This window comes from Novosphingobium sp. THN1, assembly GCF_003454795.1.
Lineage (GTDB): Bacteria > Pseudomonadota > Alphaproteobacteria > Sphingomonadales > Sphingomonadaceae > Novosphingobium.
Genome location: NZ_CP028347.1, coordinates 682,809 through 705,281 on the forward strand (window position 1 = coordinate 682,809; position 22,473 = coordinate 705,281).

General features: G+C 64.7%; 15 protein-coding genes and 3 pseudogenes. 14 read left to right on the top strand and 4 right to left on the bottom strand.

The window, feature by feature from the left end:
* The first annotated feature begins 9 nt into the window (after positions 1-9).
* The 6 genes from C7W88_RS03425 (at position 10) to C7W88_RS03450 (ending at position 8,037) form a co-directional block, all read left to right on the top strand.
* The gene (locus C7W88_RS03425) at positions 10-1,809 is read left to right on the top strand and encodes an aminopeptidase P family protein (RefSeq protein ID WP_118074551.1); all 1,800 of its coding nucleotides are present in this window, start codon (positions 10-12) and stop codon (positions 1,807-1,809) included.
* 55 nt (positions 1,810-1,864) lie between these two features.
* Entirely contained in the window at positions 1,865-2,233 is a 369-nt protein-coding gene (locus C7W88_RS03430) for a VOC family protein (protein WP_118074552.1), read from the top strand.
* Positions 2,234-2,468: 235 nt separating this feature from the next.
* The gene (locus C7W88_RS03435; protein ID WP_162895880.1) at positions 2,469-3,092 is read left to right on the top strand and encodes an EF-hand domain-containing protein; all 624 of its coding nucleotides are present in this window, start codon (positions 2,469-2,471) and stop codon (positions 3,090-3,092) included.
* A 6-nt stretch (positions 3,093-3,098) separates the two neighbouring features.
* A complete protein-coding gene (locus C7W88_RS03440) occupies positions 3,099-3,836 on the top strand; it encodes a response regulator (protein ID WP_118072492.1) in 738 nt (245 codons plus the stop codon).
* A 6-nt stretch (positions 3,837-3,842) separates the two neighbouring features.
* Positions 3,843-5,234, top strand: a complete 1,392-nt coding sequence (locus tag C7W88_RS03445) for a HAMP domain-containing sensor histidine kinase (RefSeq protein WP_118072493.1) — start codon at positions 3,843-3,845, stop codon at positions 5,232-5,234.
* Positions 5,235-5,370: 136 nt separating this feature from the next.
* Positions 5,371-8,037: a M1 family metallopeptidase gene (locus tag C7W88_RS03450; protein WP_118074553.1), complete on the top strand. Its 2,667-nt coding sequence runs from the start codon at positions 5,371-5,373 to the stop codon at positions 8,035-8,037.
* A 162-nt stretch (positions 8,038-8,199) separates the two neighbouring features.
* Here C7W88_RS03450 and C7W88_RS22500 read toward each other — a convergent pair whose 3' ends face one another.
* Together C7W88_RS22500 and C7W88_RS03455 are read right to left on the bottom strand one after the other, a co-directional pair.
* Positions 8,200-8,358 carry a hypothetical protein gene (locus tag C7W88_RS22500; RefSeq protein ID WP_162895881.1) on the bottom strand — a complete coding sequence of 53 codons (159 nt, stop codon included), beginning with the start codon at positions 8,356-8,358 and terminating at the stop codon, positions 8,200-8,202.
* Positions 8,359-8,480: 122 nt separating this feature from the next.
* The gene (locus tag C7W88_RS03455; RefSeq protein ID WP_118072494.1) at positions 8,481-10,055 is read right to left on the bottom strand and encodes a helicase HerA-like domain-containing protein; all 1,575 of its coding nucleotides are present in this window, start codon (positions 10,053-10,055) and stop codon (positions 8,481-8,483) included.
* A 116-nt stretch (positions 10,056-10,171) separates the two neighbouring features.
* Here C7W88_RS03455 and pabB point away from each other — a divergent pair.
* The 4 genes and pseudogenes from pabB to arfB all read left to right on the top strand — a co-directional run bounded on the left by pabB (position 10,172) and on the right by arfB (position 14,224).
* Positions 10,172-11,940, top strand: a pseudogene (gene pabB, locus C7W88_RS03460) (aminodeoxychorismate synthase component I).
* 5 nt (positions 11,941-11,945) lie between these two features.
* Positions 11,946-13,115, top strand: a complete 1,170-nt coding sequence (locus C7W88_RS03465; protein WP_118072495.1) for a pyridoxal phosphate-dependent aminotransferase — start codon at positions 11,946-11,948, stop codon at positions 13,113-13,115.
* The gene (locus C7W88_RS03470; protein ID WP_370073225.1) at positions 13,115-13,810 is read left to right on the top strand and encodes an RluA family pseudouridine synthase; all 696 of its coding nucleotides are present in this window, start codon (positions 13,115-13,117) and stop codon (positions 13,808-13,810) included. The genes C7W88_RS03465 and C7W88_RS03470 overlap by 1 nt, the downstream gene beginning before the upstream one ends.
* Before the next feature lies 1 nt (position 13,811).
* Positions 13,812-14,224 (top strand): annotated as a pseudogene (arfB, locus tag C7W88_RS03475) (alternative ribosome rescue aminoacyl-tRNA hydrolase ArfB).
* Positions 14,225-14,233: 9 nt separating this feature from the next.
* Here the strand turns inward: arfB and murA are convergent.
* A complete protein-coding gene (murA, locus tag C7W88_RS03480; RefSeq protein WP_118072497.1) occupies positions 14,234-15,517 on the bottom strand; it encodes a UDP-N-acetylglucosamine 1-carboxyvinyltransferase in 1,284 nt (427 codons plus the stop codon).
* A gap of 137 nt (positions 15,518-15,654) precedes the next feature.
* Here murA and galU point away from each other — a divergent pair.
* Positions 15,655-16,555, top strand: a pseudogene (galU, locus tag C7W88_RS03485) (UTP--glucose-1-phosphate uridylyltransferase GalU).
* Between the two features lie 27 nt (positions 16,556-16,582).
* On the opposite strand, the gene C7W88_RS03490 reads toward galU, so the two are convergent.
* Positions 16,583-17,254 carry a TetR/AcrR family transcriptional regulator gene (locus C7W88_RS03490; RefSeq protein WP_118072498.1) on the bottom strand — a complete coding sequence of 224 codons (672 nt, stop codon included), beginning with the start codon at positions 17,252-17,254 and terminating at the stop codon, positions 16,583-16,585.
* A 158-nt stretch (positions 17,255-17,412) separates the two neighbouring features.
* Here C7W88_RS03490 and C7W88_RS03495 point away from each other — a divergent pair, with 158 nt between their 5' ends.
* The 3 genes from C7W88_RS03495 (at position 17,413) to C7W88_RS03505 (ending at position 22,430) form a co-directional block, all read left to right on the top strand.
* Positions 17,413-18,522, top strand: a complete 1,110-nt coding sequence (locus C7W88_RS03495) for a Gfo/Idh/MocA family protein (protein WP_118072499.1) — start codon at positions 17,413-17,415, stop codon at positions 18,520-18,522.
* A 13-nt stretch (positions 18,523-18,535) separates the two neighbouring features.
* A complete protein-coding gene (locus C7W88_RS03500; RefSeq protein ID WP_118072500.1) occupies positions 18,536-19,591 on the top strand; it encodes a sugar phosphate isomerase/epimerase in 1,056 nt (351 codons plus the stop codon).
* A gap of 394 nt (positions 19,592-19,985) precedes the next feature.
* Complete coding sequence (locus tag C7W88_RS03505; RefSeq protein WP_118072501.1) at positions 19,986-22,430, top strand: TonB-dependent receptor; 2,445 nt, start codon at positions 19,986-19,988, stop codon at positions 22,428-22,430.
* The last annotated feature ends 43 nt before the right edge of the window (positions 22,431-22,473 follow it).

Genomic DNA, 22,473 nt, shown 5'->3' on the forward strand with positions numbered 1-22,473 from the left:
CCCATGCTGATGCAGACACACGAAGCCCGCCTCGACGCCTTGCGCAAACAGCTTGCCAAGGACGGCCTCGACGGTTTCGTCATCCCGATTTCCGACGAGCACATGAGCGAATACGTTGGCGCCTATGCGCAGCGGCTGGAATGGCTGACCGGCTTCGGCGGCTCTGCCGGCGCAGCGGTTGTGCTGGCAAATGAAGCCGCGATCTTCGTCGATGGGCGCTACACCTTGCAGGTGCGCGATCAGGTCGATGGCAAGCTGTGGTCGTACCAGTCGGTTCCGCAGACCAGCGTCGCGCAATGGCTCGGGCAGCATGCTCCGCAAGGGGCGAAGATCGGCTATGATGCCTGGCTGCATTCCGAGGGCTGGGTCGAATCCGTCTGCGCCGCGCTCGACAAGCGCGATGCGGCCCTTGTTCCAGTGGCGCACAATCCGGTCGACGCCGTGTGGCAGGATCAACCTGAACGATCGCTTGCTATCGCCGTGCCCCACGCCGACGAACACGCCGGACAATCTGCGCACGAAAAGCGCGCCGCCGTGGCCGAGTGGCTCAGCAGCAATGGCTATGACGCGACCGTGATCACCGCGCTCGATTCGGTGGCATGGCTGCTCAACATTCGTGGCACCGACGTCGATCACACGCCCGTCGCGCTGTCGTTCGTCATCGCCAATGCCGATGGCACGGCCGACCTGTTCATCGCGCCTGAAAAGGTCACGCCTGAATTGATCGCCCATCTCGGCAATGCGGTTCGGGTCCACCCGCGCAAACGCTTTGTGCATGCTCTTGGCGAGATGAAAGGGCGCAAGGTCGCGGTCGATCCCGAACGCTCGGTGGCGGCAATCTTCCATGCGCTCTATCAGGCCGGCGCCGAGGCCGTCGCCGTGACCGACCCGGTCGTGCTGCCCAAGGCGATCAAGAACGAGGTCGAACAGGCCGGCCACCGCGCCGCGCAGGCCCGCGATGGTGCGGCTATCGCCCGCTTCCTGCGCTGGATCGAGGTCGAAGCGCCCAAGGGCGGCGTTACCGAGCTTTCCGCCGCCGACCGCCTGCAGGCCTTCCGCGCCGAGGGCGGGCTGCTCAAGGATCTGTCATTCGACACGATCTCGGGCGCCGGGCCGAACGGGGCCGTCGTGCACTACCGCGTCAGCGAGGAAACCAGCCGCACGCTCGAGCCCAACAGCGTCTACCTCGTCGATTCGGGCGGGCAGTATGTCGATGGCACCACCGACATTACCCGCACCGTCTGGGTCGGCCCCGATGCACCGCATGCAGAGGTCAAGGACCGCTTCACCCGCGTACTCAAGGGCCACATTGCACTCGCCCGCGCCGTCTTCCCCAAGGGCACGGCGGGCAGCCAGCTCGACAGCTTTGCCCGCCAGTTCCTGTGGATGGCAGGCCTTGATTACGCCCACGGCACCGGCCACGGCGTCGGCAGCTTCCTCGCCGTCCACGAAGGACCGCAACGCATCGCCAAGGCCAGCGGCGGTCAGGCCGGCACCGGACAGCCGCTGATGCCGGGCATGATCCTCTCGAACGAGCCGGGCTACTACAAGACCGGCGAGTACGGCATCCGCATCGAAAACCTCGTGCTCGTCGAGAAGCGCGACATCGCCGGGGCGGAGGGCGAGTTCTACGGCTTCGAGACGCTCACCTTTGCGCCGATAGCCCGCGATCTGGTCGACGTCGCGCTGCTTTCGCCAGAAGAGCGCGAGTGGCTCGACACCTATCACGCCAAGGTGCGCAAGGTGCTCGCCCCGCAGCTTTCCGGCGATGATCTGGCATGGCTGGACGCCGCCTGCGCGCCCTTGTGACACCCGCTATGTTCACGTATTGTTCCTTGTCGAATCGTGGATGAGGAACAATGCGATGATCGGATATGTCACTGTCGGCACCAATGACCTGCGCCGTGCTGCGGCCTTCTACGATGCCATTGCGGCGGAGATGGGCGTCGGCCGGATGATGGAGTTCGAAACCGGCATTGCCTGGGGCGTGCCCGATGGTGCTGCCGGTATCGCGGCGATGAAGCCATTCGACGGCCAGCCCGCCACCGTCGGCAACGGCGTGATGGTCGCGCTTCAGGCCAGTGACAAGGAGCAGGTCGGCCGCCTCCACGCCATCGCTCTCGCCCATGGCGGCACGTGCGAGGGCCAGCCGGGCCTGCGCGGTGGCGGCTTCTATGCTGCCTATTTCCGCGACCCTGATGGCAACAAGCTCAACGCCTTCGTGATGGGCTGAACGGCGGGAGTTCCGTTCGTGATTGCACGCGGATGAACGCCCCGGTGCAGACGCGACAAATTGCGACAATAAACCCGCGTCCCCGGCATAGTCGCGCGACAAGCTGCGCCTAGATAGGGACTACAGGAACTGCGGTCGCCGGCTTTCAGTCCCCCTGAGCAAGGCATCCCTCCCCCTCTCCTTGCTGAGCATGGCGGCCGCAGTCTCCTCCCTCTCTCCTGACGGGAACGAACTTATGAAGAAATTCCATATTGCGGCCGCCGCTGCGGTGACGGCCACGGCCTCGCTCGCGCTCTACGCCGCCTCGCCTGCCTTTGCGCAGAAGATGGATGCCGATGGCGACAAGACCATCACTTGGACCGAGGCCAAGGCCAAGTCCGATGACATGTGGGCCAAGCTCGATATCAACAAGGACGGAAAGCTCGACCAGGCTGACAAGAGCGCCAAGTGGGCCGAACAGTTCGCCAGGATCGACACCGACAAGAACGGTTCGATCAGCCAGGCCGAGTTCATCGCTCACCACCAGCAGATGAAGGGCCCCGAAGGTCGTGATGGTGATCGCAAGGGTCACCGCGGTGGCCGCGGTCACGGCATGCGCGGCATGATGATGGGCGGCCACATGGCGATGATGGCCGATGCCAACAAGGATGGCACTGTCACCCGCGCTGAATTCGATGCTGGCGTGAAGGGGCACTTCGACATGGCGGACACCAACAAGGACGGCAAGATCACGCCTGAAGAGCGCCGCGCTTCGATGAAGGCGATGATGGGCAAGATGAAGGGCGCGCATCACGGTCCCATGGGCGGACACATGGGCGCAATGGGTGATGGACCTCCGCCACCTCCTCCGGCTAACTGATCCACGATGAACGAAGCGCCGATCCGACTGCTCCTGGTCGATGACGAACCTGCGCTGCGCGAGCCCCTGGCGGACTATCTGGTCCGGCAGGGGTTTGTCGTGACGCAGGCCGCCACTGCCGCCGAAGCCCGTAGCCGCCTGCTCGAAGCGGGCTGCGATCTCGTGCTGCTCGACATCATGATGCCGGGCGAAGACGGCCTCTCGCTCTGTCGCCATCTGGTCGAGGCCAAGCGCCTGCCCGTCATCTTCATCACCGCCAAGGGTGAATCCACCGATCGCATCGTCGGGCTGGAGATCGGCGCCGACGATTATGTCGTGAAGCCGTTCGATCCGCGCGAGCTTGTCGCGCGCATCCGCTCGGTCCTGCGCCGCGCGACCAAGCAGTCGAGCGAGGTTTCGGACGCGGTCATCTACGAATTCGAAGGCTGGCGGCTCGATCCGCTCAAGCGCCGCCTGATCGACCGCGAAGGCGCAGTCGTCGCCATTTCGTCGGCCGAGTTCCGCCTGCTCATGGCCTTCCTCGATCATCCCCGTCAGGTGCTGGACCGCGATCGCCTGCTCGACATGGTGCAGGGCCGCGAGGCGCATCTGTTCGACCGCGCCGTGGACAACCAGATCTCGCGCCTGCGCCGCAAGGTGGAAGTCGACAGCCGAAATCCGCAACTGATCCAGACAGTGTGGGGCGGCGGCTACATGCTTGCTGCCGAGGTGCGCAAGCGCCCCGCCACTGCCGACGAAAGCTGACCACCGGTGCAGCGCCTCCGCTTCTGGCCGCGCAGCCTTCAGGGCCAGGTCCTGCTCGCCATCGCGCTTGCGCTGCTGGTGGCGCAGACCATTTCGGCCGTGCTGCTCTGGAAGGAACAGAACCACCGGCGCGAGGTGTCGATGGTCAGTTCGGCCGCATTTCGGCTGATCGGCCCCAGCCCTGAGGAACGTCGCCACCATCGTGGGGATTCAGACGATCGCGCGCCGCCGCCCTTCCGCATCGAACATTCGCAACAATCGCTCCATCGCCCCGGCGAGCGGCGCCTGCCGCGCGTGGAGCACGAACTGAGCGAAGTCCTGAACGCGCAAGGGGTGGAGACCGCCGAAGTGCTGGTCTTCGAACGCGATCCCATGCGCGATGGTCCCAGCCTCGAATTCTGGAGCCGCAACCGCCGCAAGCTGGAACTGGTCTCGAAGGAGCCAATGCCCCGTCTGGTCATTGCCTCGATCCGCAGCCCGTCAGGCGGCTGGACTTCGACCCGTGTCTTCACCGAAGGCGGTGAGATGCGCGTGCTGGCTCCCCTCGTCGGTCAGACAATCGTGCTCTACCTCGTGCTGGTCGGCACTATGGCGCTGATCCTGCGGCACATGGCCCGCCCATTGAAGGCCCTGACCCGCCGGGTCGAGGATTTCGCCGGCAATCGCACTCTGGATGGCCAACTCCAGCCGGAGGGTCCTGAAGATATTCAGCGCCTGATCGTCGCGCACAACGCGATGGAAGGCCGCATCGCCGCGATGCTCGATGAGAAGGACGTCATGCTCGGCGCGATCGGGCATGACTTGAAGACTCCCCTGGCCGCACTGCGCGTGCGGATCGAGGCGGTCGACGATGATGTCGAGCGCGCCCGCATGGCCGCCACGATCGAAGACATCAATCGCTCGCTCGACGATATCCTCTCGCTCGCCCGCGTCGGCCGTCCGTCGGACCCGCTGGAACCGACCGAACTCTCCGCCCTCGTCGCCGACGTGATCGGCGAGTTCGAGGACATGGGCGAACCGGTGGAACTGGGCGACACCGACCGCGTCGTCCTGCCCGTACGCGCCACCTGGATGCGGCGCGCCTTGCGCAACCTCGTCTCGAACGCCATGCGCTATGGCGAACGCGCCCGTATCACGCTCACCCGCGAAGGCCGCGAGGCCGTGCTGCGGATCGAAGACGATGGCCCGGGCATCCCCGAGCACGAGATTGCGCGGATGATGGAGCCGTTCACCCGCCTTGAGGCATCGCGCAACAGCGGCACCGGCGGCACCGGGCTCGGCCTCACGCTCGCCCGCGCGATTGCCGACCAGCACGGCGGCACGCTGACGCTCGCCAACCGTCGCGGCCATAACGGCATTGCCGGACTCACCGCAACCATGCGCCTGCCGCTCGGTTAACCGCCCGCTCATCGCCGGCCCGATAGTCAACCGACATTCGTCGGCGCGCACCTGTCGTTCGTCGAAAGGAGTCGCGTAGCCGTCGACCGGTTGCTACTGCAACCAATCTTCATTGCGCCGGGGAGTCATGATCGGCATGCGTACCATTTCTTTTGTTTCCGCTTTCGCCCTTGCCGTTGCCACGGCGGCCGTGCCCGCCACCGCGCAGGCCCCGCTCAATCCTTCGGCTGCAGCGGGCGTCCACACTGACCTTCCCCGCGTGGCGCACCCCTCGCACTACACCATCTCGATCACCCCGGATGCCAAGGCGCTGACCTTCACCGGCACGGCCTCGGTCGATCTCGAAGTCACCGAAGCGACCCCCGCGCTGACGCTCCACGCGCTCGACCTGAAGATCACCAGCGCGACGCTCACGCCCGCAGGCGGGGCCGCCATGCCCGTCACGGTGACGATGGACGAGAAGAGCCAGACCGCGACCTTCACCGCCACCGCCCCGCTCAAGCCCGGCAAGTACCGGCTCGACACCAGCTATTCGGGAATCATCAACACGCAGGCCAATGGCCTCTTCGCGCTCGACTATCCTGACAAGGTCACCGGCAAGGAAGTGCGCGGCCTGTTCACGCAGTTCGAAGCGCCCGACGCTCGCCGCTTCGCCCCGATGTTCGACGAGCCGATCTACAAGGCGACCTTCGATCTTTCCGCCACCGTCCCCGCCACGCAGATGGCCGTCAGCAACATGCCGATTGCGAAAGAAGAGCCGCTCGCGGGTGGCCTGAAGCGCGTCACCTTCGGCACCAGTCCGAAGATGTCGTCCTACCTCCTGTTCTTCGGCCTGGGCGACTGGGAGCGGATGACCAAGGAAGCCATGCCCGGCGTCCAGGCCGGGATAGTCGCGCCCAAGGGCAGCGGCGAGCAGGCGCGTTTCGCGCTCGATGAACTCGCGCCGCTGATCCCCTACTATTCCGAATACTTCGGCCAGCCCTATCCGCTGCCCAAGATCGACAACATCGCCGCACCCGGCCAGTCGCAGTTCTTCTCGGCCATGGAGAACTGGGGCGCAATCCTGACGTTCGAGCGCATCCTGCTCAACGATCCGGCGATCACCAGCGCGGCTGCCCGCCAGAACATCGTCACCACGCAGGCGCACGAAGTGGCGCACCAGTGGTTCGGCAACCTCGTCACGATGGCGTGGTGGGAAGACCTCTGGCTGAACGAGGGCTTTGCCAGCTGGATGGAAACCAAGGCCACCGCGCACTTCCACCCCGACTGGTTCCCGCTGCTCGAGCGCGTCAACGGGCGCGATGCGGCGATGGGCCTCGATGGCTTCAAGACCACGCACCCGATCGTGCAGGAGATCAAGACCGTCGACGAGACCAACCAGGCCTTCGACGCGATCACCTACCAGAAGGGCGAGGCGGTCATCTCGATGCTCGAGGCCTTCGCGGGCGAAAACGTCTGGCGCGATGGCCTGCGCGCCTACATGCGCGATCACAAGTTCGGCAACACCCGCTCGAAGGACCTGTGGCAGGCGATCGAGAAGGCGGGCGCCCCCGGCCTCACCGCCATCGCCACCGATTTCACCACCAAGCCCGGCATCCCGCTGGTCAAGGTGACAGGCATGACCTGCAAGAAGGGCGTTGCCACGCTGAACCTCGAACAGAGCGAATTCAGCGTCGACCGCAAGGACGAAGTCGCCGCCAAGCCGCAGCAGTGGAAGGTGCCGCTGATCGTCTCGGCGGGCTCCGGCGAGCCGGTGCGCACGATCCTTGATGGCGGCAAGACGACGGTAACGGTCAATGGCTGCGGCCCGATCGTGATCAACGCTGGCCAGCTCGGCTACTACCGCTCGCTCTACACGCCGCAGATGCTGACTTCGCTGAAGAAGGCGATGCCGACGCTGCAGCCGGTGGACCAGATGGGCCTGATCGCCGACAACCTCGCACTCTCGTCCAGCGGCTACCAGCCCTATGGCCCGGCGTTCGATCTGCTCGCCGCCATCCCCGGCAATGCCAATCCGGTCGTGCTCGGCAATGCGTTCGGCGATTTCGTCGGCGCGTGGCGCGTGCTCGACAAGGACCCGGCGGCGCAGAAGAAGCTCTATGGCAAGGTCGCCGGCACCTACAAGCCGCGCCTCATGGCGCTGGGCTTCGAGCCCAAGGCGGGTGAGCCGCTGCGCGATGCCGACCTGCGCTCGACGCTGATCTCGGGCTTCGGCACCATGGGCGATGCCGACGTCGTGGCCGAAGCGCGCCGCCGCTTCGCCATGCTCGCCAGCAACCCCAAGGCATTGGACGGCCCGCTCAAGACGACCTGGCTCAACATCGTCGCCCGCAACGCGACAAAGGCGGATTGGGAGGCGATCAAGGGCATGGCCGCGGCCAGCAACAGCGCGGTGGAACGCCAGTTCCTCTACACCCTGCTGGGCCGCCCCGCCGATGCCGCGCTCGCCAAGGCCGCGCGTGAGCTTGCTCTGACCGATGCGCCGGGCAAGACCACCAGCGCCGCGATGATCGTCGCCTCGGCAGGCTTGCACCCGGACGAGACCTACGACTTTGCCCTCGCCAACCGTGCGCGGATCGAATCGCTGGTGGATGCGCAGAGCCGCGTCACCTTCATCGCCAGCCTCGGCGGGCAGTCGAACGATCCGGCGATGATCGAGAAGCTCAAGGCGTTCAAGGCCACGGTCCCCGCCGAAGCCGCGCGTCCGGTGGACCGCGTGATCGGCGTCCTCACCGAAAAGGCCCGCACCCGCCCGCAGTTCATCAAGGGCCTGACCGACTGGCAGAACGCGAAGGGGAAGTAAGGGCAAAACCTGACCTCGCTCATGCTGAGCTTGTCGAAGCACCGGCGCAACCGCTGCGCCAGCACCCTTCGACAGGCTCAGGGTGAGCGGGTGGGGTTCGTCTTGAATGGACGACCACTATCGCGACTCACAGCCAGCGGAGCGAATTGCAGCAACGGGTGGTTAGCTGCCGTTGGTCTCCGCTACCTCTTCTACGATTAACCGGATTATCCATGCCGCAGCAAAAATAAATAAAATGACTAAGGTTATGTAACGCCGACCTTTTGTCCACCACCACTCCGGGCTTTCACGCACAAGGATCACCCCTTCGGCCAGTTCCATAATTTGGCTATAGCATGGGTTTTACGCCGGCAATGGGGTCGCATCCAGAAAGTCAGCTTTCGGCGCATAGTGGCCGAAAGCTGACTGCTCGGGTCAAAGCGGAATTCCACGCAGCGCGCGGCTTAACGCAACAACCCGCCCAGAATTCCGCGCGCAAAGCGGCCCAGTGCTTCGCCGCCGATCGACGTGGCGATCGAGCCGACCATTGCGGTCACGCCCGAAGCCACTGGCGCCGCGCGGGATTTCTTGCCGGTGATGCTGGCGGCGATCACTGCGCCAGCGGATGAGGCGACCGCGCCCGCCGCCGCCTTGCCAGCCTTCTCCCACATCGTCGTGGTCCGGCGGGGCGAGGCGCGTTGGGCCTCTTCGCCCTGCTCCTCCACCTGCTGCGCCGCCGCTGCCGCATCTGCCGCCTTCTGCGCCAGCACTTCGGCGGCGGATTCGCGGTTCACCGCAGTATCGTACTTGCCATCGAACGGACTGACCGACTGGATCACCGCGCGCTCCTTGGGGCTGAGAGGCCCGAGGCGCGAGCGCGGCGGGGCGATCAGCGTGCGCTGGACGACCGAGGGCGAGCCATCCTCGTTCAGCGTCGAGACCAGCGCCTCACCCACTTTCAGCTCGGTGATGACCGTCTCGACATCGAGATCCTTGTTGATGCGGAAGGTCTCCGCCGCCGCGCGGATCGCCTTCTGGTCGCGCGGGGTGAACGCGCGCAGCGCGTGCTGCACGCGGTTGCCCAGCTGGCCTGCGATCTTCTCCGGAATGTCGATCGGGTTCTGCGTCACGAAATAGACGCCCACGCCCTTCGAGCGGATCAGGCGGACGACCTGCTCCACCTTCTCCATCAGCGCCTGCGGGGCATCGTCGAACAGCAGGTGCGCCTCGTCGAAGAAGAACACGAGGCACGGCTTCTCCGGATCGCCCACTTCGGGCAGCGCCTCGAACAGTTCCGACAGCAGCCACAGCAGGAACGTGGCATAGAGCTTGGGGCTCTGCATCAGCTTGTCGGCGGCGAGGACATTGACCATGCCGCGGCCCTGCTCGTCCACTTTCAGGAAGTCGTTCACCTCGAACGCCGGTTCGCCGAAGAACCGGTCCGCACCCTGGCTTTCGAAGGCCAGCAACTGGCGCTGGATCGTGCCGACGCTGGCCTTCGAGACGTTGCCGTACTTGCCCGAAAGCGCGCTGGCATTCTCGGCGCAGGCCATTAGCACCGATTGCAGATCGGGAAGGTCGATCAGCAGCAGCGCGTTGTCATCGGCATAGCGGAACGCGATGTTGAGCACGCCTTCCTGCGTATCGTTCAGGCCCATCAGCCGTGCCAGCAGCAGCGGGCCCATTTCGGAAATGGTCGTGCGGATCGGGTGGCCAGATTCGCCATAGAGGTCCCAGAACACTGCGGGATTGTCGGAATAGGCATAGTCCTCGATGCCCAGTTCCTTGGCCCGCGATTCGAGGCTGGCAGCGTGCTTGAAGGTAGGGCTTCCCGGCATGGCGATGCCCGCAAGGTCGCCTTTCACGTCGGCCATGAACACGGGTACGCCGCGCAGCGAGAACTGTTCGGCAATGCCCTGCAGCGTCACCGTCTTGCCGGTACCCGTCGCGCCCGCGATCAGCCCGTGGCGGTTGGCGCGGCCAAGGCGCAGCACCTGCCGTTCGCCGTTGGAACCAAGGCCAAGGTAGATATCGTCCATGCACAGTGCCCCATCATTTTGGCCATCGATTTGGCCCGAGACTAGGACGCAGCCGCGCCCCTTGCGAGGGGTTTTTGCATCCGGAGCGGGGAACGGCTAGAGCGCGCCGGAAAGCCATGACCCGCGCCCCCTTCATCCTGCTCGACGATGCCCGTGACCAAGGCGCCAGCGATGCCCGCCTCTATGAGGACGTGCTCGAACTCGTCGTGGCGCGTCGGGCTGACGAGGTGGAAGCGGCGCTGGCACAAATCGCCGCCACGCCGGGCGACTGGGCGGGCTACCTCGCCTACGAGGCCGGGCTCGCGCTCGAACCCCGCCTCGCCCCGCTGGCGGCGGAGCGGACCGGTGCGGCAGGCCCGCTGGTCTGGTTCGCCCGCTTCGGCAAGGTCACGCGCATGGCCAGCGCCGAAGTCGAACGCTGGCTTGCCACCACCGCCGAGGGGACTGGCAGGCTCGGCCCGATGGGCGCAGCGATATCCTCGGGCGGCTACGCCAAGGCCTTCAATCTGGTGCAGGAAGCGATCCGCGCCGGAGACATCTACCAGGCCAACCTCACCTTCCCGCTCGCCGGCACGTGGGACGGTGACCCGCTGGCGATCTACGCCGACGTCCGCCGCGATGCCCGCGCGGGCTACGGCGGGGTGATCTGGGACGGTGCGCACTGGCACCTCTCGTTCTCGCCGGAACTGTTCTTCAAGCTTGCGAACGGCGAAGCCCGCGTCCGCCCGATGAAGGGCACCGCTCCGCGCGGGAGCACTCCGGAAGAGGATGCACGGTTCAAGGCGGACCTTTCCGCCAGCGTGAAGGACCGCGCCGAGAATCTGATGATCGTCGACCTGATGCGCAACGACCTGGCGCGCGTGTCACGCCCCGGTTCGGTGCGCGTCGAGTCCCCGTTTGCCATCGAGACATACCCGACAGTTCACCAGATGGTCACGACAGTTCGGGCAGAGTTGGATTCTGGCCAGGACGTGCGCAGCCTGCTCCGCGCGATCTTCCCCTGCGGCTCGATCACCGGCGCGCCCAAGATCCGCGCGATGGAGATCATCCACCAGGCAGAGCGCGATGCTCGGGGCTCTACTGCGGTTCGATCGGACGCATAGACCCCTCTGGCGATGCGGCCTTCAATGTGGCAATCCGCACGGTGCGCCTCTCGCCGGACGGTCGCGCCGTGATGGGGGTGGGGTCGGCCGTGGTTGCCGATTCCGCGATGATCGGCGAATGGCGCGAATGCGTGGTGAAGGGGAATTTCTTGCGCTTGTCTGCCGGCCATGCCGACCTGATCGAAACGATGGCCTTCGATCCCGCCAAGGGCATCGAGCTGCTCGAACTGCACCTCGAACGCATGAAGGCGAGCGCGCTGGCACTGGGCTTCAGCTTCGATCGCCACGCCGTGCGCAACGCCATCCACGCGCTGTGCTTCGATCTTGATGCGCCCGCGAAAGTGCGGCTCGTCGCATCGAAGGGCGGCGCCCATGCGCTTGACGCTTCGCCCATGCCCGCGCCGCTCGAAAGCCTGACCTGCGCAGTGCTGCCCCTGCCAGTCTCAGACGGCGACTGGCGCCTGCGCCACAAGACCACCGACCGCGCCTTCTACGAAGCCGGCCTTGCCGCCGCAAAGAAGGCTGGCGCTGGCGAGGCGCTGTTCCTGCGCGACGATGGCCTGATCACCGAAGGCACCTTCACCAACCTGTTCGTCGAACGCGATGGCAAGCTGCTCACCCCGCGCGCCGATCTCGGCCTGCTGCCGGGCGTGCTGCGCCGCTCGTTGATCGAGGCCGAACGCGCTGAAGAGGCCGACCTGACGCTGGATGACCTCGCGGGCGGCTTCCTCGTCGGCAACGCTTTGCGCGGATTGATCCCCGCCCGCCTGCTCGGCTCCTGAAACCCATGACACAGCTTTCCCAAGCCCTCGCGCGGATCGCGCCATCGCGCACCACCGCCATCACCGACCGCGCCATCCAGTTGCGCGCCGAAGGACGCGACGTGATCTCGCTCTCGGTGGGTGAGCCCGACTTCGCCACTCCCGCCCATGTCGTGCAGGCCGCGAAGGACGCGCTCGACGCGGGCGATACCAAGTACACCGCCGTCGTCGGCACGCAGCGCTTGCGCGAAGCGGCCGCGCTGCACTTCAAGCGCGACCTCGGCATTAAAGTGCCCCCCTCGCAGTTGATCGTCAGCGCGGGCGGCAAGCAGGCGATCTTCCACGCGCTGCTTGCCACGCTCGATCCGGGCGACGAGGTGCTGATCCCCGCGCCATGGTGGGTCAGCTACCCCGAAATCGTGCGCTTTGCAGGCGCCGAAGTCGTGGACCTGCCGACCGATGCGGCAGGCGACTTCCGCATCACGACCGAGCAACTAGAAGCCGCGATCACCCCTGCCACCCGCTGGCTGCTGCTCAACAGCCCCGGCAACCCCACCGGCGCGACCTATCCTGCCGAGGAGTTGCGCGCGCTGGGCGAAGTGCTGCGCCGCCATCCGCGGGTGCTGGTGATGAGCGACGACATCTACGCACCACTCCGCTATGGCGAGGGCCTTCACGCCACGCTCGCCGTGGAATGCCCGGACCTTGCCGACCGTATCCTGACGGTTTCCGGCGTGTCCAAGAGCCACGCCATGACCGGCTTCCGCATCGGCGTATCGGCAGGCCCCGCCTGGCTGATCGGCGCGATGGGGCGGCTGCAATCACACTCGTCGGGCAATCCCGCCTCTATTTCGCAGGCCGCTGCCGTTGCCGCATTCGAAGGCCCGCAGGAGTTCCTGGTCGACTGGCGCGAACGCTTCCGCGCGCGGCGTGACATGGTCTGTGCCGCAATCAACGCGATCCCCGGCCTCTCGACCCCGATCCCCGACGGCGCGTTCTACTGCATGGTCGATGCCGCGCCACTGATGGCACGGTTCGGGGATGACGAGGCGCTGTGCCTCCACCTGCTTGAAAGCGGCGTGGCGGTTGTCCCTGCCTCGGCCTTCGGCGGCAAGGACGGCTTCCGCATCAGCTTCGCGGCGGACGAAGCAAAACTCGAAGAAGCGCTGCGGCGTATAGCAAAGGCGGTAGCGTGATCGACTTTTCCATCCTGTTCGAAGACGGCGAAGCGCTGGTGATCGACAAGCCTGCGGGCCTGCCGCTCGACCCGCCCCGCGCTGGTGGCGACAGTCTCGAGAACCATCTCGACGCCTTGCGCTTCGGCTTCCAGCGCGAGCCGCAGCCGGTTCACCGGCTCGATCAGGACACCTCCGGCTGCCTGCTGCTCGCCCGCAATCCGAAGGCGCTGAAGCGCTTTTCCGCCGCATTCGAGGCGCGCGAGGTAGAGAAAGTCTATCTCGGCATTGTCGCCGGCGAAGTGCAGGGCGAAAGCGGCACGATCGAACTCGCCCTGTCCAAGATCAGCTCGGCCGAGAAGGGCTGGCGCATGATCCCGGCGAAGAAGGGCAAGCCAGCCGTCACGCACTGGAAAGTGCTGTCGCGCAAGCCCGGCTTGACGCTGGTGGAATTCCGCCCCGAGACCGGCCGCACCCACCAGATCCGCATCCACGCCCTCGCCGGGCTTGGCCACGCACTGGTCGGCGATCCGATCTACGGCGATGGCAAGCTTGCCTGGCGCACCATGCTGCACGCCTCGGAATTGGTGGTGAAGCGCGACGGCAAGCCGCCGATCGACGCCTATTCGCCAATACCGCTCGATTTTGCGGCGTTCGGGTTCGAACTGCCTGCTCCTGAGCAACCGGACACTGATCTTCCGGACATCGGGGCCTGACATGTCGCCCGATGCTCTCGTCGCCCATGCGCTGACGCTGGTCGAGGAGAGCTTCATCGCCTCGGCTGGCCCCGGCGGGCAGAACGTCAACAAGGTGGCGACCGCGGTACAGTTGCGGCTCGACGTTTTCATGCTGCGGCTGCCGCCAGAGATCTTCCACCGCCTCAAGACCCTCGCCGGCAGCAAGATGACGGCGAAGGGGAGATTGTCCTGACCGCGCGCAGCTATCGCACGCAGGAGCAGAACCGCGAGGATGCGAGGAAGCGGCTGTCAGAGCTGCTGCGTGAGGCGTGCAACCTGCCGACCAAGCGCGCCAAGTCCCGCCTCAACCGCGTCGGCAAGACCGAGCGGCTGGCGGGCAAGAAGATCAGGAGCGCCGTCAAGGCCGGACGCGGCAAGGTGCGGCTGGACTGATCCCGCTCGTCAGTCGCCCCCGACGCGATCGATCTCGGCACCCAGCAGCGAGAGCTTCTCCTCAAGCCGCTCATACCCTCGGTCGAGGTGATAGAGGCGATGCACCAGGGTTTCGCCCTCGGCGGCAAGGCCGGCAATGACCAGGCTCATCGAAGCGCGCAAGTCGGTCGCCATGACTTCCGCACCGGTCAGCTTGTCGACGCCATGGACCACGGCGGTGCGGCCCTTGGTCTCGATCCGCGCGCCCATGCGGTTCAGTTCCGGCACGTGCATGTAGCGGTTCTCGAAGATCGTCTCGGTCAGCACCGAAGACCCCTTGGCAAGGCACAGCATGGCCATCAGCTGTGCCTGCATGTCGGTGGCAAAGCCGGGATAAGGCGCGGTCGAGAGCGTTACCGGCTTCAGCGGCCCATCGGCAGCCACGTAAATGCCGCCCTTGCGCGGCTCGACATGAACGCCGGCATCACGCAGCGCCTGCACGGTCGCTTCCATGTCCTCGATCCGCGCGCCCTGGAGCATGACATCTCCGCCGGTGATCGCGGCGGCACAGGCATAGGACCCGGCCTCGATGCGGTCGGGCATGACCATGTAGGTCGCGCCGTGCAGGCGGTCGACGCCATGGATCGTCAGGTCCGACGTGCCGATGCCCTCGATCTGCGCACCCATCGCCACCAGCAGATTGCACAGGTCGACGATTTCCGGCTCGCGCGCGGCGTTGTGCAGGGTGGACTTGCCCTTGCACAGCACGGCGGTCATCAGCGCATTCTCGGTTGCGCCGACAGAGACGACGGGGAACGAATAGCGCCCACCCGGCAGGCCGCCATCCGGCGCGATTGCGCGCACGTAACCGGCGGCCAGTTCGATCGTCGCGCCCAGCGCTTCCAGCGCCTTGAGGTGAAGGTCGATCGGACGGTTGCCGATGGCGCAGCCGCCGGGCAGCGAAACCGTCGCCTCGCCCGCGCGCGCCAGCATCGGCCCGAGCACGAGGATCGACGCGCGCATCTTGCGCACCAGATCATAGGGCGCGACCGACGAGGTCAGCCGCGTCGCCTGCAGCGTCATCACCCGGCCGAAATCCTCGGGCCGCGCGCCTGCGATCGAGGTGGAAACCCCGAACTGGTTCATCAGGTGCTGGAAACCGTCGATGTCGGCCAGGCGCGGCAGGTTGCGCAGCGTCACCGGCTCATCGGTCAGCAGCGCGCAAGGCAGCAGCGTGAGGGCCGAATTCTTGGCGCCCGAAACCGGCACCGTTCCCGAAAGGCGCTTGCCGCCACGGATGATGATCTTGTCCATCGCTGCCGTTTATCCGGTTTTCAGGGCGGTGCAAGCTTGGGGCATACGATAACGTGACGTCACGCGCTTGACATTTCACCTCAGTAATTGTGCAGTGCATCATGAGGATGCAACAAAGCATGGATATTGGCTGGAAAATGGGTTCTGACACTTCGCGAAAGCCGATCCGCAAGGCCGTTTTTCCGGTCGCAGGTCTTGGCACGCGCTTTCTGCCTGCCACCAAGGCGATCCCCAAGGAAATGCTGCCGATCATCGACCGTCCGCTGATCCAGTACGCGGTCGACGAAGCGCGCGAGGCCGGGATCGAACAGCTCATTTTCGTGACCGGTCGCGGCAAGACCGCCATCGTCGAACACTTCGACACCGCCTACGAACTTGAACACACCATGTCCGATCGCGGCAAGGCGCTCGAAGTGCTTGAGCCCACGCGCATTCTGCCGGGCAATCTTGTCACCGTGCGCCAGCAGGTGCCGATGGGCCTGGGCCACGCGATCTGGTGCGCCCGCGCGGTCGTCGGCAATGAACCCTTTGCGATTTTCCTGCCCGACGAAATGATGGTCGGCGATCCGGTGGCAAGGGCGGCTGCATGAAGCAGATGGTCGATGCCTACAACGAAGTCGGCGGCAACCTCATCTCCGTGCTCGAAGTGCCGCAGGAGGAGGTGTCCAGCTACGGCGTGATCGCGCCCGGCCAGAGCGTCTCGGATTCTCTTACTGAAGTCACCGGCCTCGTCGAAAAGCCCAGGCGCGAGGATGCGCCTTCAAACCTGATCATCTCTGGCCGCTACATCCTCCAGCCCGAAGTGATGCGCACGCTCGAGAGCCAGGAAAAGGGTGCCGGGGCGAAATCCAGTTGACCGACGCGATGGCCCGGATGATCGGCCAGCAGCCCTTCCACGCCGTGAAGTTTGATGGACGCCGCTTCGACTGCGGCAGCAAGGCCGGATTCGTCGAGGCGACGTTGTCGCTCGCGCTCGAACGCCCCGACATGGCCGACGAAGTCCGCGCAATCATGAAGCGCCTGCTCGCCCAAGGCTGAACCTTCCGCCCCCGACCTTCAGGCCCCTCAGGGAGCGCGCAGATACGCCAGGCACATGCGGCCAAGTTCGCGCTTCAGGACTTCCCAGTCATAATCATGTGCCGCTTCGCCCGAGGAGCCGAGGCTGAGCTGGCGCGCCAGCGTGGCGAAGACGATCTTGTAGGCCGAATTGGCCCTGGTCTCATGGTCGCTGCCGCCAAACGTGTCGCGATAGTGGAGCATCGCGTTCATGCCGAGCTGCGTCGCACGGAAGGCGTGATCCTTGCCCGGCTTGGAAACAAGCGGATCGAACGACGCCCGTTCCATCGCAAGGCGCAGCAGCGGCGCATTCACGCGCAACACTTCGGCATAGCCCGCCACGTAGCGCGGCATGAACTCGTCAAGCGTGGGGGACTGCGCCAGCACCTCGGCCACCATCGCATCTTCGGCAGCGGCAATGTCTTCAAGCGCACGGGCAATCACCGCGCGGACCAGGTTGTCCTTGCTCTGGAATCGCAGGTAGATCGAACCGATGGAGACGTTACCCTTCTGGTTCACGTCCTGCAGCGTAAAGTCTTCGCTGCCCCGCTCCAGCATCAGTTCGCGCGCTGCGGACAGCATCCGCTCCAGCGAAGCCTTGCTCCGGCCCTGCTGGGGCTTGCGGCTGACCGTTTCAACTGCCAGTTCCGGTTCTTCCGCCTGCCTACCCGCTCGTGCCATTGCGTACCCGTTCGCCTTCAAAGAAAATTTTGGTTCTAGAACGATGTGCGGGTTTGTTACACGAATCGCAAAGCTTGGCGATGGCAAATCGGCGTACGCCGAACCTTGACCGGACGAATTTTGAAAATAGAATGGTTTTTCTAAATTAGGAGAGACTGATGCGGCGTTTGCGGATGGCACTGATTGGTGGCGGGCCGGGTGCTTTCATTGGCCCGGTGCACCGCTTTGCCGCTGAACTGGACCGCGAGATCGAACTTGTCGCCGGGGTCTTTTCCAGTGATGCCGCCCGCAGCGCGGCCGCAGGCGAAAGCTATCGCATCGATCCCGCCCGCGCCTACCCTTCGCTCGACGCGATGTTCGCAGCCGAAGCCTCGCGCGCGGACGGGATCGATTTCGTTTCGATCGTCACGCCCAACCATAACCACCTCCCTTCAGCCCGCGCCGCGCTCGCGGCCGGCTATCCGGTGATGACCGACAAGCCGCTCACCGCCACGCTGGCCGAGGCGCACGAGCTGGCCGCAGTGGTGGCGGATGCAGGCAAGCCGTTCGGCGTAACCTACACCTACTCCGGCTACCCGCTGGTCCGCGAAGCCCGCGCCCGCATTGCCGCCGGCGAGATCGGCACCGTGCGCAAGGTCGTCGTCGAATATCCGCAAGGCTGGCTGGCAGGAGAAGCGGTCGGCAAGCAGGCGGAATGGCGCGTCGATCCTGCCAAGGCGGGTCTCGGCGGTTGCATTGGCGATATCGGCGTCCACGCGTTCCAGCTGGCCGAGTTCGTCACCGGCCTGCGCGTCACCGAACTGCTGGCCGATCTTGGCGCGGTCGTGCCCGGCCGCCTGCTCGACGATGACTGCTCGATCCTCCTGCGCTTCGAGAACGGTGCGCGCGGCGTGCTGCTCGCCAGCCAGATCGAAGTCGGTGAACTCAATGGCCTGCGCATCCGCGCCTATGGCGACAAGGGCGGCGTGACCTGGAAGCAGGAAGAGCCCAACACCCTCACCATCAACCGGCTCGACGGCACCTGCACTCTCGTACGATCCGGCACCGGGGTCCTCGGCAGCGACGCAGCATCGCGCACGCGCACGCCCGGCGGGCACCCCGAGGGCTATCTCGAAGCCTTCGCCAACCTCTATCGCGATTTTGCCGCCCTCGTGCGCGGTGACAGCGCTCCGCTCCTGCCCGGCATTGCCGATGGCGTGCGCGGCATGACATTCATTGACACCGCCGTTTCCGCCAGCCGCGACAATGCCGGCTGGGTCAAGCTCTGAGGATAAAAGCGCCATGAAGACCATCAAGGGCCCGGGCATATTCCTCGCCCAGTTCGCGGGCGATGCCGCACCGTTCAACAGCCTCGAAGCCATCGCTGACTGGGTGGCGGGGCTCGGTTACAAGGGCATCCAGATCCCCAGCTGGGACGGCCGCCTGTTCGATCTCGAAAAAGCCGCGACGAGCCAGACCTACTGCGACGAGATCAAGGGCATGCTCGCCGACAAGGGGCTGGAGATCACCGAGCTTTCCACCCACCTCCAGGGCCAGCTCGTGGCCGTGCACCCGGCCTTCGATGCGCAGTTCGATGGCTTTGCCCCGGAAGCGGTCCACGGCAATCCCGTCGCCCGCCAAGCTTGGGCCGTGCAGCAGATGAAGTACGCCGCCAAGGCCAGTGCCAATCTCGGCCTGAAAGCGCACGCCTCGTTCTCGGGCGCGTTCGCCTGGCCCTACTTCTACCCATGGCCGGCACGGCCGGCTGGGCTTGTCGAGGACGCCTTCGACGAACTGGCCCGCCGCTGGAAGCCGATTCTTGACGTGTTCGATGAAAACGGCGTCGACGTTGCCTACGAAATCCATCCCGGCGAGGATCTCCACGACGGCGTCACGTTCGAGATGTTCCTGACACGCGTCGGCAACCATCCGCGCGCCAACATTCTCTATGATCCCAGCCACTTCGTGCTGCAGCAGCTTGATTACCTCGCCTTCATCGACATCTACCACGAACGCATCAAGTGCTTTCACGTGAAAGACGCCGAGTTCCGTCCCAATGGGCGCTCGGGCGTCTATGGCGGGTACCAGTCATGGGTCGATCGCCCTGGCCGCTTCCGTTCGCTCGGCGATGGCCAGGTCGATTTCCCCGGCATCTTCAGCAAGATGGCCGCCAACGATTTTGCCGGCTGGGCCGTGCTGGAATGGGAATGCGCGCTCAAGCACCCGGAAGTGGGAGCCGCCGAAGGCGCGCCGTTCATCGACCGTCACATCATCAAGGTGACCGAGCATGCCTTCGATGACTTCGCCGCCGGTGGCGCGGATCGCGCCCTGAACGCAAGGCTGATGGGCATCGGCTGACACGACCCAGCCGCGCAAAAGATCAAGGCGTCGGGGAATGCTCTCCGACGCCTTTTTTTTGCGGCAATCATGTCAAAATGTGATCGATTACCATCAAATCTGTTTTCTTTGTGAATTGTCAAAACGAGCATAGGCTCCATGACAACGGCGGCTTCTAGGAAGGCTCTCATAAGCTCTGCCTATGGCAGCTGAAAGCTTGTGTATTTTACTTGATGCCAACCCTGCGCCACAGTCCCGGCACGATTTGGCAATTCACTCGCCCTCGCGTTGCAAAAATGCCGCAAGGTGTCGAAAGTTTTCTGCCAATAGAATTTGAGTTCTAGTTTTTAGAATTCTAATCTGCTAACACGCTGCCACGCCCAACGCGGCGCCACCTGGGGAGGAACTGAAGATCATGCCCAAGACCCTGTATACCCATGCCCTGCTGGCAAGCGCCTGCGCGCTGGCTTTCGCCCTGCCCGCCCACGCGCAGGAAGCTGCCGAAGAGGCCGATCCCAACGTCATCATCGTGACTGCGCAGAACCGCGCACAGAACGTCAACGACGTTCCGATCGCCATCAACGTGGTGAACGCCGAGCAGCTGCAACAGGCCGGCTTCTCCAACATGAACGACATCGGCAAGATCGCGCCCGCCGTTCAGCTCAACCAGGACCAGGGCACCATCAAGGTCACCGTCCGCGGCGTCGGCACCAACTCGAACGACGAATCGCAGGACACCTCGGTCGTCGTGAACATCGACGGCGAATACATGAACCGTCCGCAGGCGCTCAGCATTGCCCTGTTCGATCTCGATCGCGTCGAAGTGCTGCGTGGCCCTCAGGGCACGCTCTACGGTCGCAACTCGACCGGTGGTGCCATCAACTTCATCACCCGCAAGCCCGGCAAGGAATTCGCTGCCAACGCCTCGGCCAGCTACGGCAATTACAACGCCGTGCGCCTCGATGGCGGCGTCACGGTTCCGCTCGGCGATATCGGCGGCGTCCGCGTTGCCGGCTTCTACGACGAGCATGACGGCTATGTGAAGCACCCCGCTCGCCCGGCCTACAATGCGGGCTACAACTATCCTGCGTTCCCGGGTGGTCGCTCGGACGACAACAAGTCCTACGGCGTGCGTGGCTCGGTCCAGCTTGAGCCGACCGAAGCACTCACCGTCTACTTTGCCGGCGAATACGCCAAGCGCGAATTCACGCCGCAAGCCTTTGCTGCGGCTGACCTCAATGCGGCGGGCGTTCGTCCGACCAACGCCAGCTGCGCCACTGCAAATGGCTTCACGCCAGTTGCCCCGCTCTATGCTTCGGCACAGAATCAGGTCCTTTGCATTCCGAATGAAACCAATCTGCTGGCAGGCGTGAATCGGGGCGAGTACGCTGCACCTGCCTTTGGCCTTGGCAAGCTGACCCAGGACACTTATGCCATCCGCGGACGCATTGCCTATGAGGTGAGCGATGCCCTGACGATCTCGTACATCGGTGGCTACCGCAAGTTCGAAGGTACGCCAGGCCAGTTCCTGACCCTGCCGGTCACTTACCGCTCGTTCAACTGGGATCAGCGCACCGGTACGCAGAGCCACGAACTGCGCTTCAACGGCGAAGTGAACGGCATCACCTATCAGGTCGGTGGCTTCTACTTCAAGGAAACCGTCAACGCCGAAAGCAGCTTCGTCACCACCTTCGGTCCGAACGTCGTGACGCTGTCGTACTTCGATCGCGACATCACCAGCGAGAGCAAGTCGGCCTTCGGTCAGGTCGAAGTGCCGCTCGGAGAGACGCTGACGGCTGTCGGTGGTCTGCGCTACACCGAGAACTCGCGCGATGCGATCTACAAGAACGCGGTGCCGTTTGCGCGCACCAATGCAGCTGGCCAGCCGATCGATCCTCCGGGACCGCCGGACTTCCTCCTCTTCAATGGTGCCATCAGCCCGAAGAACTTTGCTGATCTCAAGTACAAGAGCATCATCCCCCTCTCCAGCAAGGAGGATCGCGTAACCTGGCTTGCCGGCCTGAACTACAAGCCCAACAGCGACACGCTCGTGTTCGCCAAGGTCTCGACCGGCTTCAAGGGCGGTGGCTTTGACGCTGTGGGTGACTACAAGCCGGAAACCAACACGGCTTACGAGCTCGGCTGGAAGCAGACCTTTGGCGACAAGGGCCAGCACCAGTTCAACCTCGGCGGCTTCTACTACGATTACAAGGACCTGCAGGTCTCGGTCCTGCTTGACACCACCGTCGGCGGCCAGACCTTCAACGCGGGCAAGGCCAAGATCTGGGGCATCGAAGCTTCGGCTGACTTCGCGCTCAGCGATAACGACCGCTTCCACGCCTCGGTCAACTACCTGAACGCCGAGTACAAGGAGCTGTTCGCACAGTTCAACGTGTTCTGCCTGCCCACCGCTGGCAATCCGCAGAGCGTCTGCAACAGCCGCAACGGCATCGGCGATCTTGATCCGGTCACTGCGGGCGTTCAGCAGCCGAACTTTGCCGGCAACCGTCCGCCGTTCTCGCCGGAATGGGTGATCACCGCAGGGTACGACCACACGTTCGACTTCGGCGATGCAGGCACCCTGCGCGCCAGTGCGAACACCACGTTCAAGAGCAAGTACTTCACCGACTTCTATAACTACCGCGATGGCACGCAGACCGCCTTCACGCAGACCGACGTCAGCCTCGAATACAAGCCCGAGAACGAGCGCTTCTCGATCACGGCCTTTGCCAAGAACCTCGAGAACGAACGCCCGCTGACTTACGGCAGCTTCATCTCGGCAGGCCCGAACGACGACGTGTTCAACTGGCAGTTCGGCACGCCGCGCACTTACGGCGTCCGCCTCGCGGTCGACTTCTAAGTCGACGCGGGATCGTCAAAAAAGGAAAGGGGAGCGCATCGCC

Coding starts and splice junctions, on each gene's coding strand:
- C7W88_RS22500 (WP_162895881.1), bottom strand. CDS start 8,358: ATGGAACTGGCCGAAGGGGTGATCCTTGTGCGTGAAAGCCCGGAGTGG.
- C7W88_RS03425 (WP_118074551.1), top strand. CDS start 10: ATGCAGACACACGAAGCCCGCCTCGACGCCTTGCGCAAACAGCTTGCC.
- C7W88_RS03505 (WP_118072501.1), top strand. CDS start 19,986: ATGCCCAAGACCCTGTATACCCATGCCCTGCTGGCAAGCGCCTGCGCG.
- C7W88_RS03495 (WP_118072499.1), top strand. CDS start 17,413: ATGCGGCGTTTGCGGATGGCACTGATTGGTGGCGGGCCGGGTGCTTTC.
- C7W88_RS03450 (WP_118074553.1), top strand. CDS start 5,371: ATGCGTACCATTTCTTTTGTTTCCGCTTTCGCCCTTGCCGTTGCCACG.
- C7W88_RS03500 (WP_118072500.1), top strand. CDS start 18,536: ATGAAGACCATCAAGGGCCCGGGCATATTCCTCGCCCAGTTCGCGGGC.
- C7W88_RS03440 (WP_118072492.1), top strand. CDS start 3,099: ATGAACGAAGCGCCGATCCGACTGCTCCTGGTCGATGACGAACCTGCG.
- C7W88_RS03430 (WP_118074552.1), top strand. CDS start 1,865: ATGATCGGATATGTCACTGTCGGCACCAATGACCTGCGCCGTGCTGCG.
- C7W88_RS03465 (WP_118072495.1), top strand. CDS start 11,946: ATGACACAGCTTTCCCAAGCCCTCGCGCGGATCGCGCCATCGCGCACC.
- C7W88_RS03490 (WP_118072498.1), bottom strand. CDS start 17,254: ATGGCACGAGCGGGTAGGCAGGCGGAAGAACCGGAACTGGCAGTTGAA.
- C7W88_RS03455 (WP_118072494.1), bottom strand. CDS start 10,055: ATGGACGATATCTACCTTGGCCTTGGTTCCAACGGCGAACGGCAGGTG.
- murA (WP_118072497.1), bottom strand. CDS start 15,517: ATGGACAAGATCATCATCCGTGGCGGCAAGCGCCTTTCGGGAACGGTG.
- C7W88_RS03435 (WP_162895880.1), top strand. CDS start 2,469: ATGAAGAAATTCCATATTGCGGCCGCCGCTGCGGTGACGGCCACGGCC.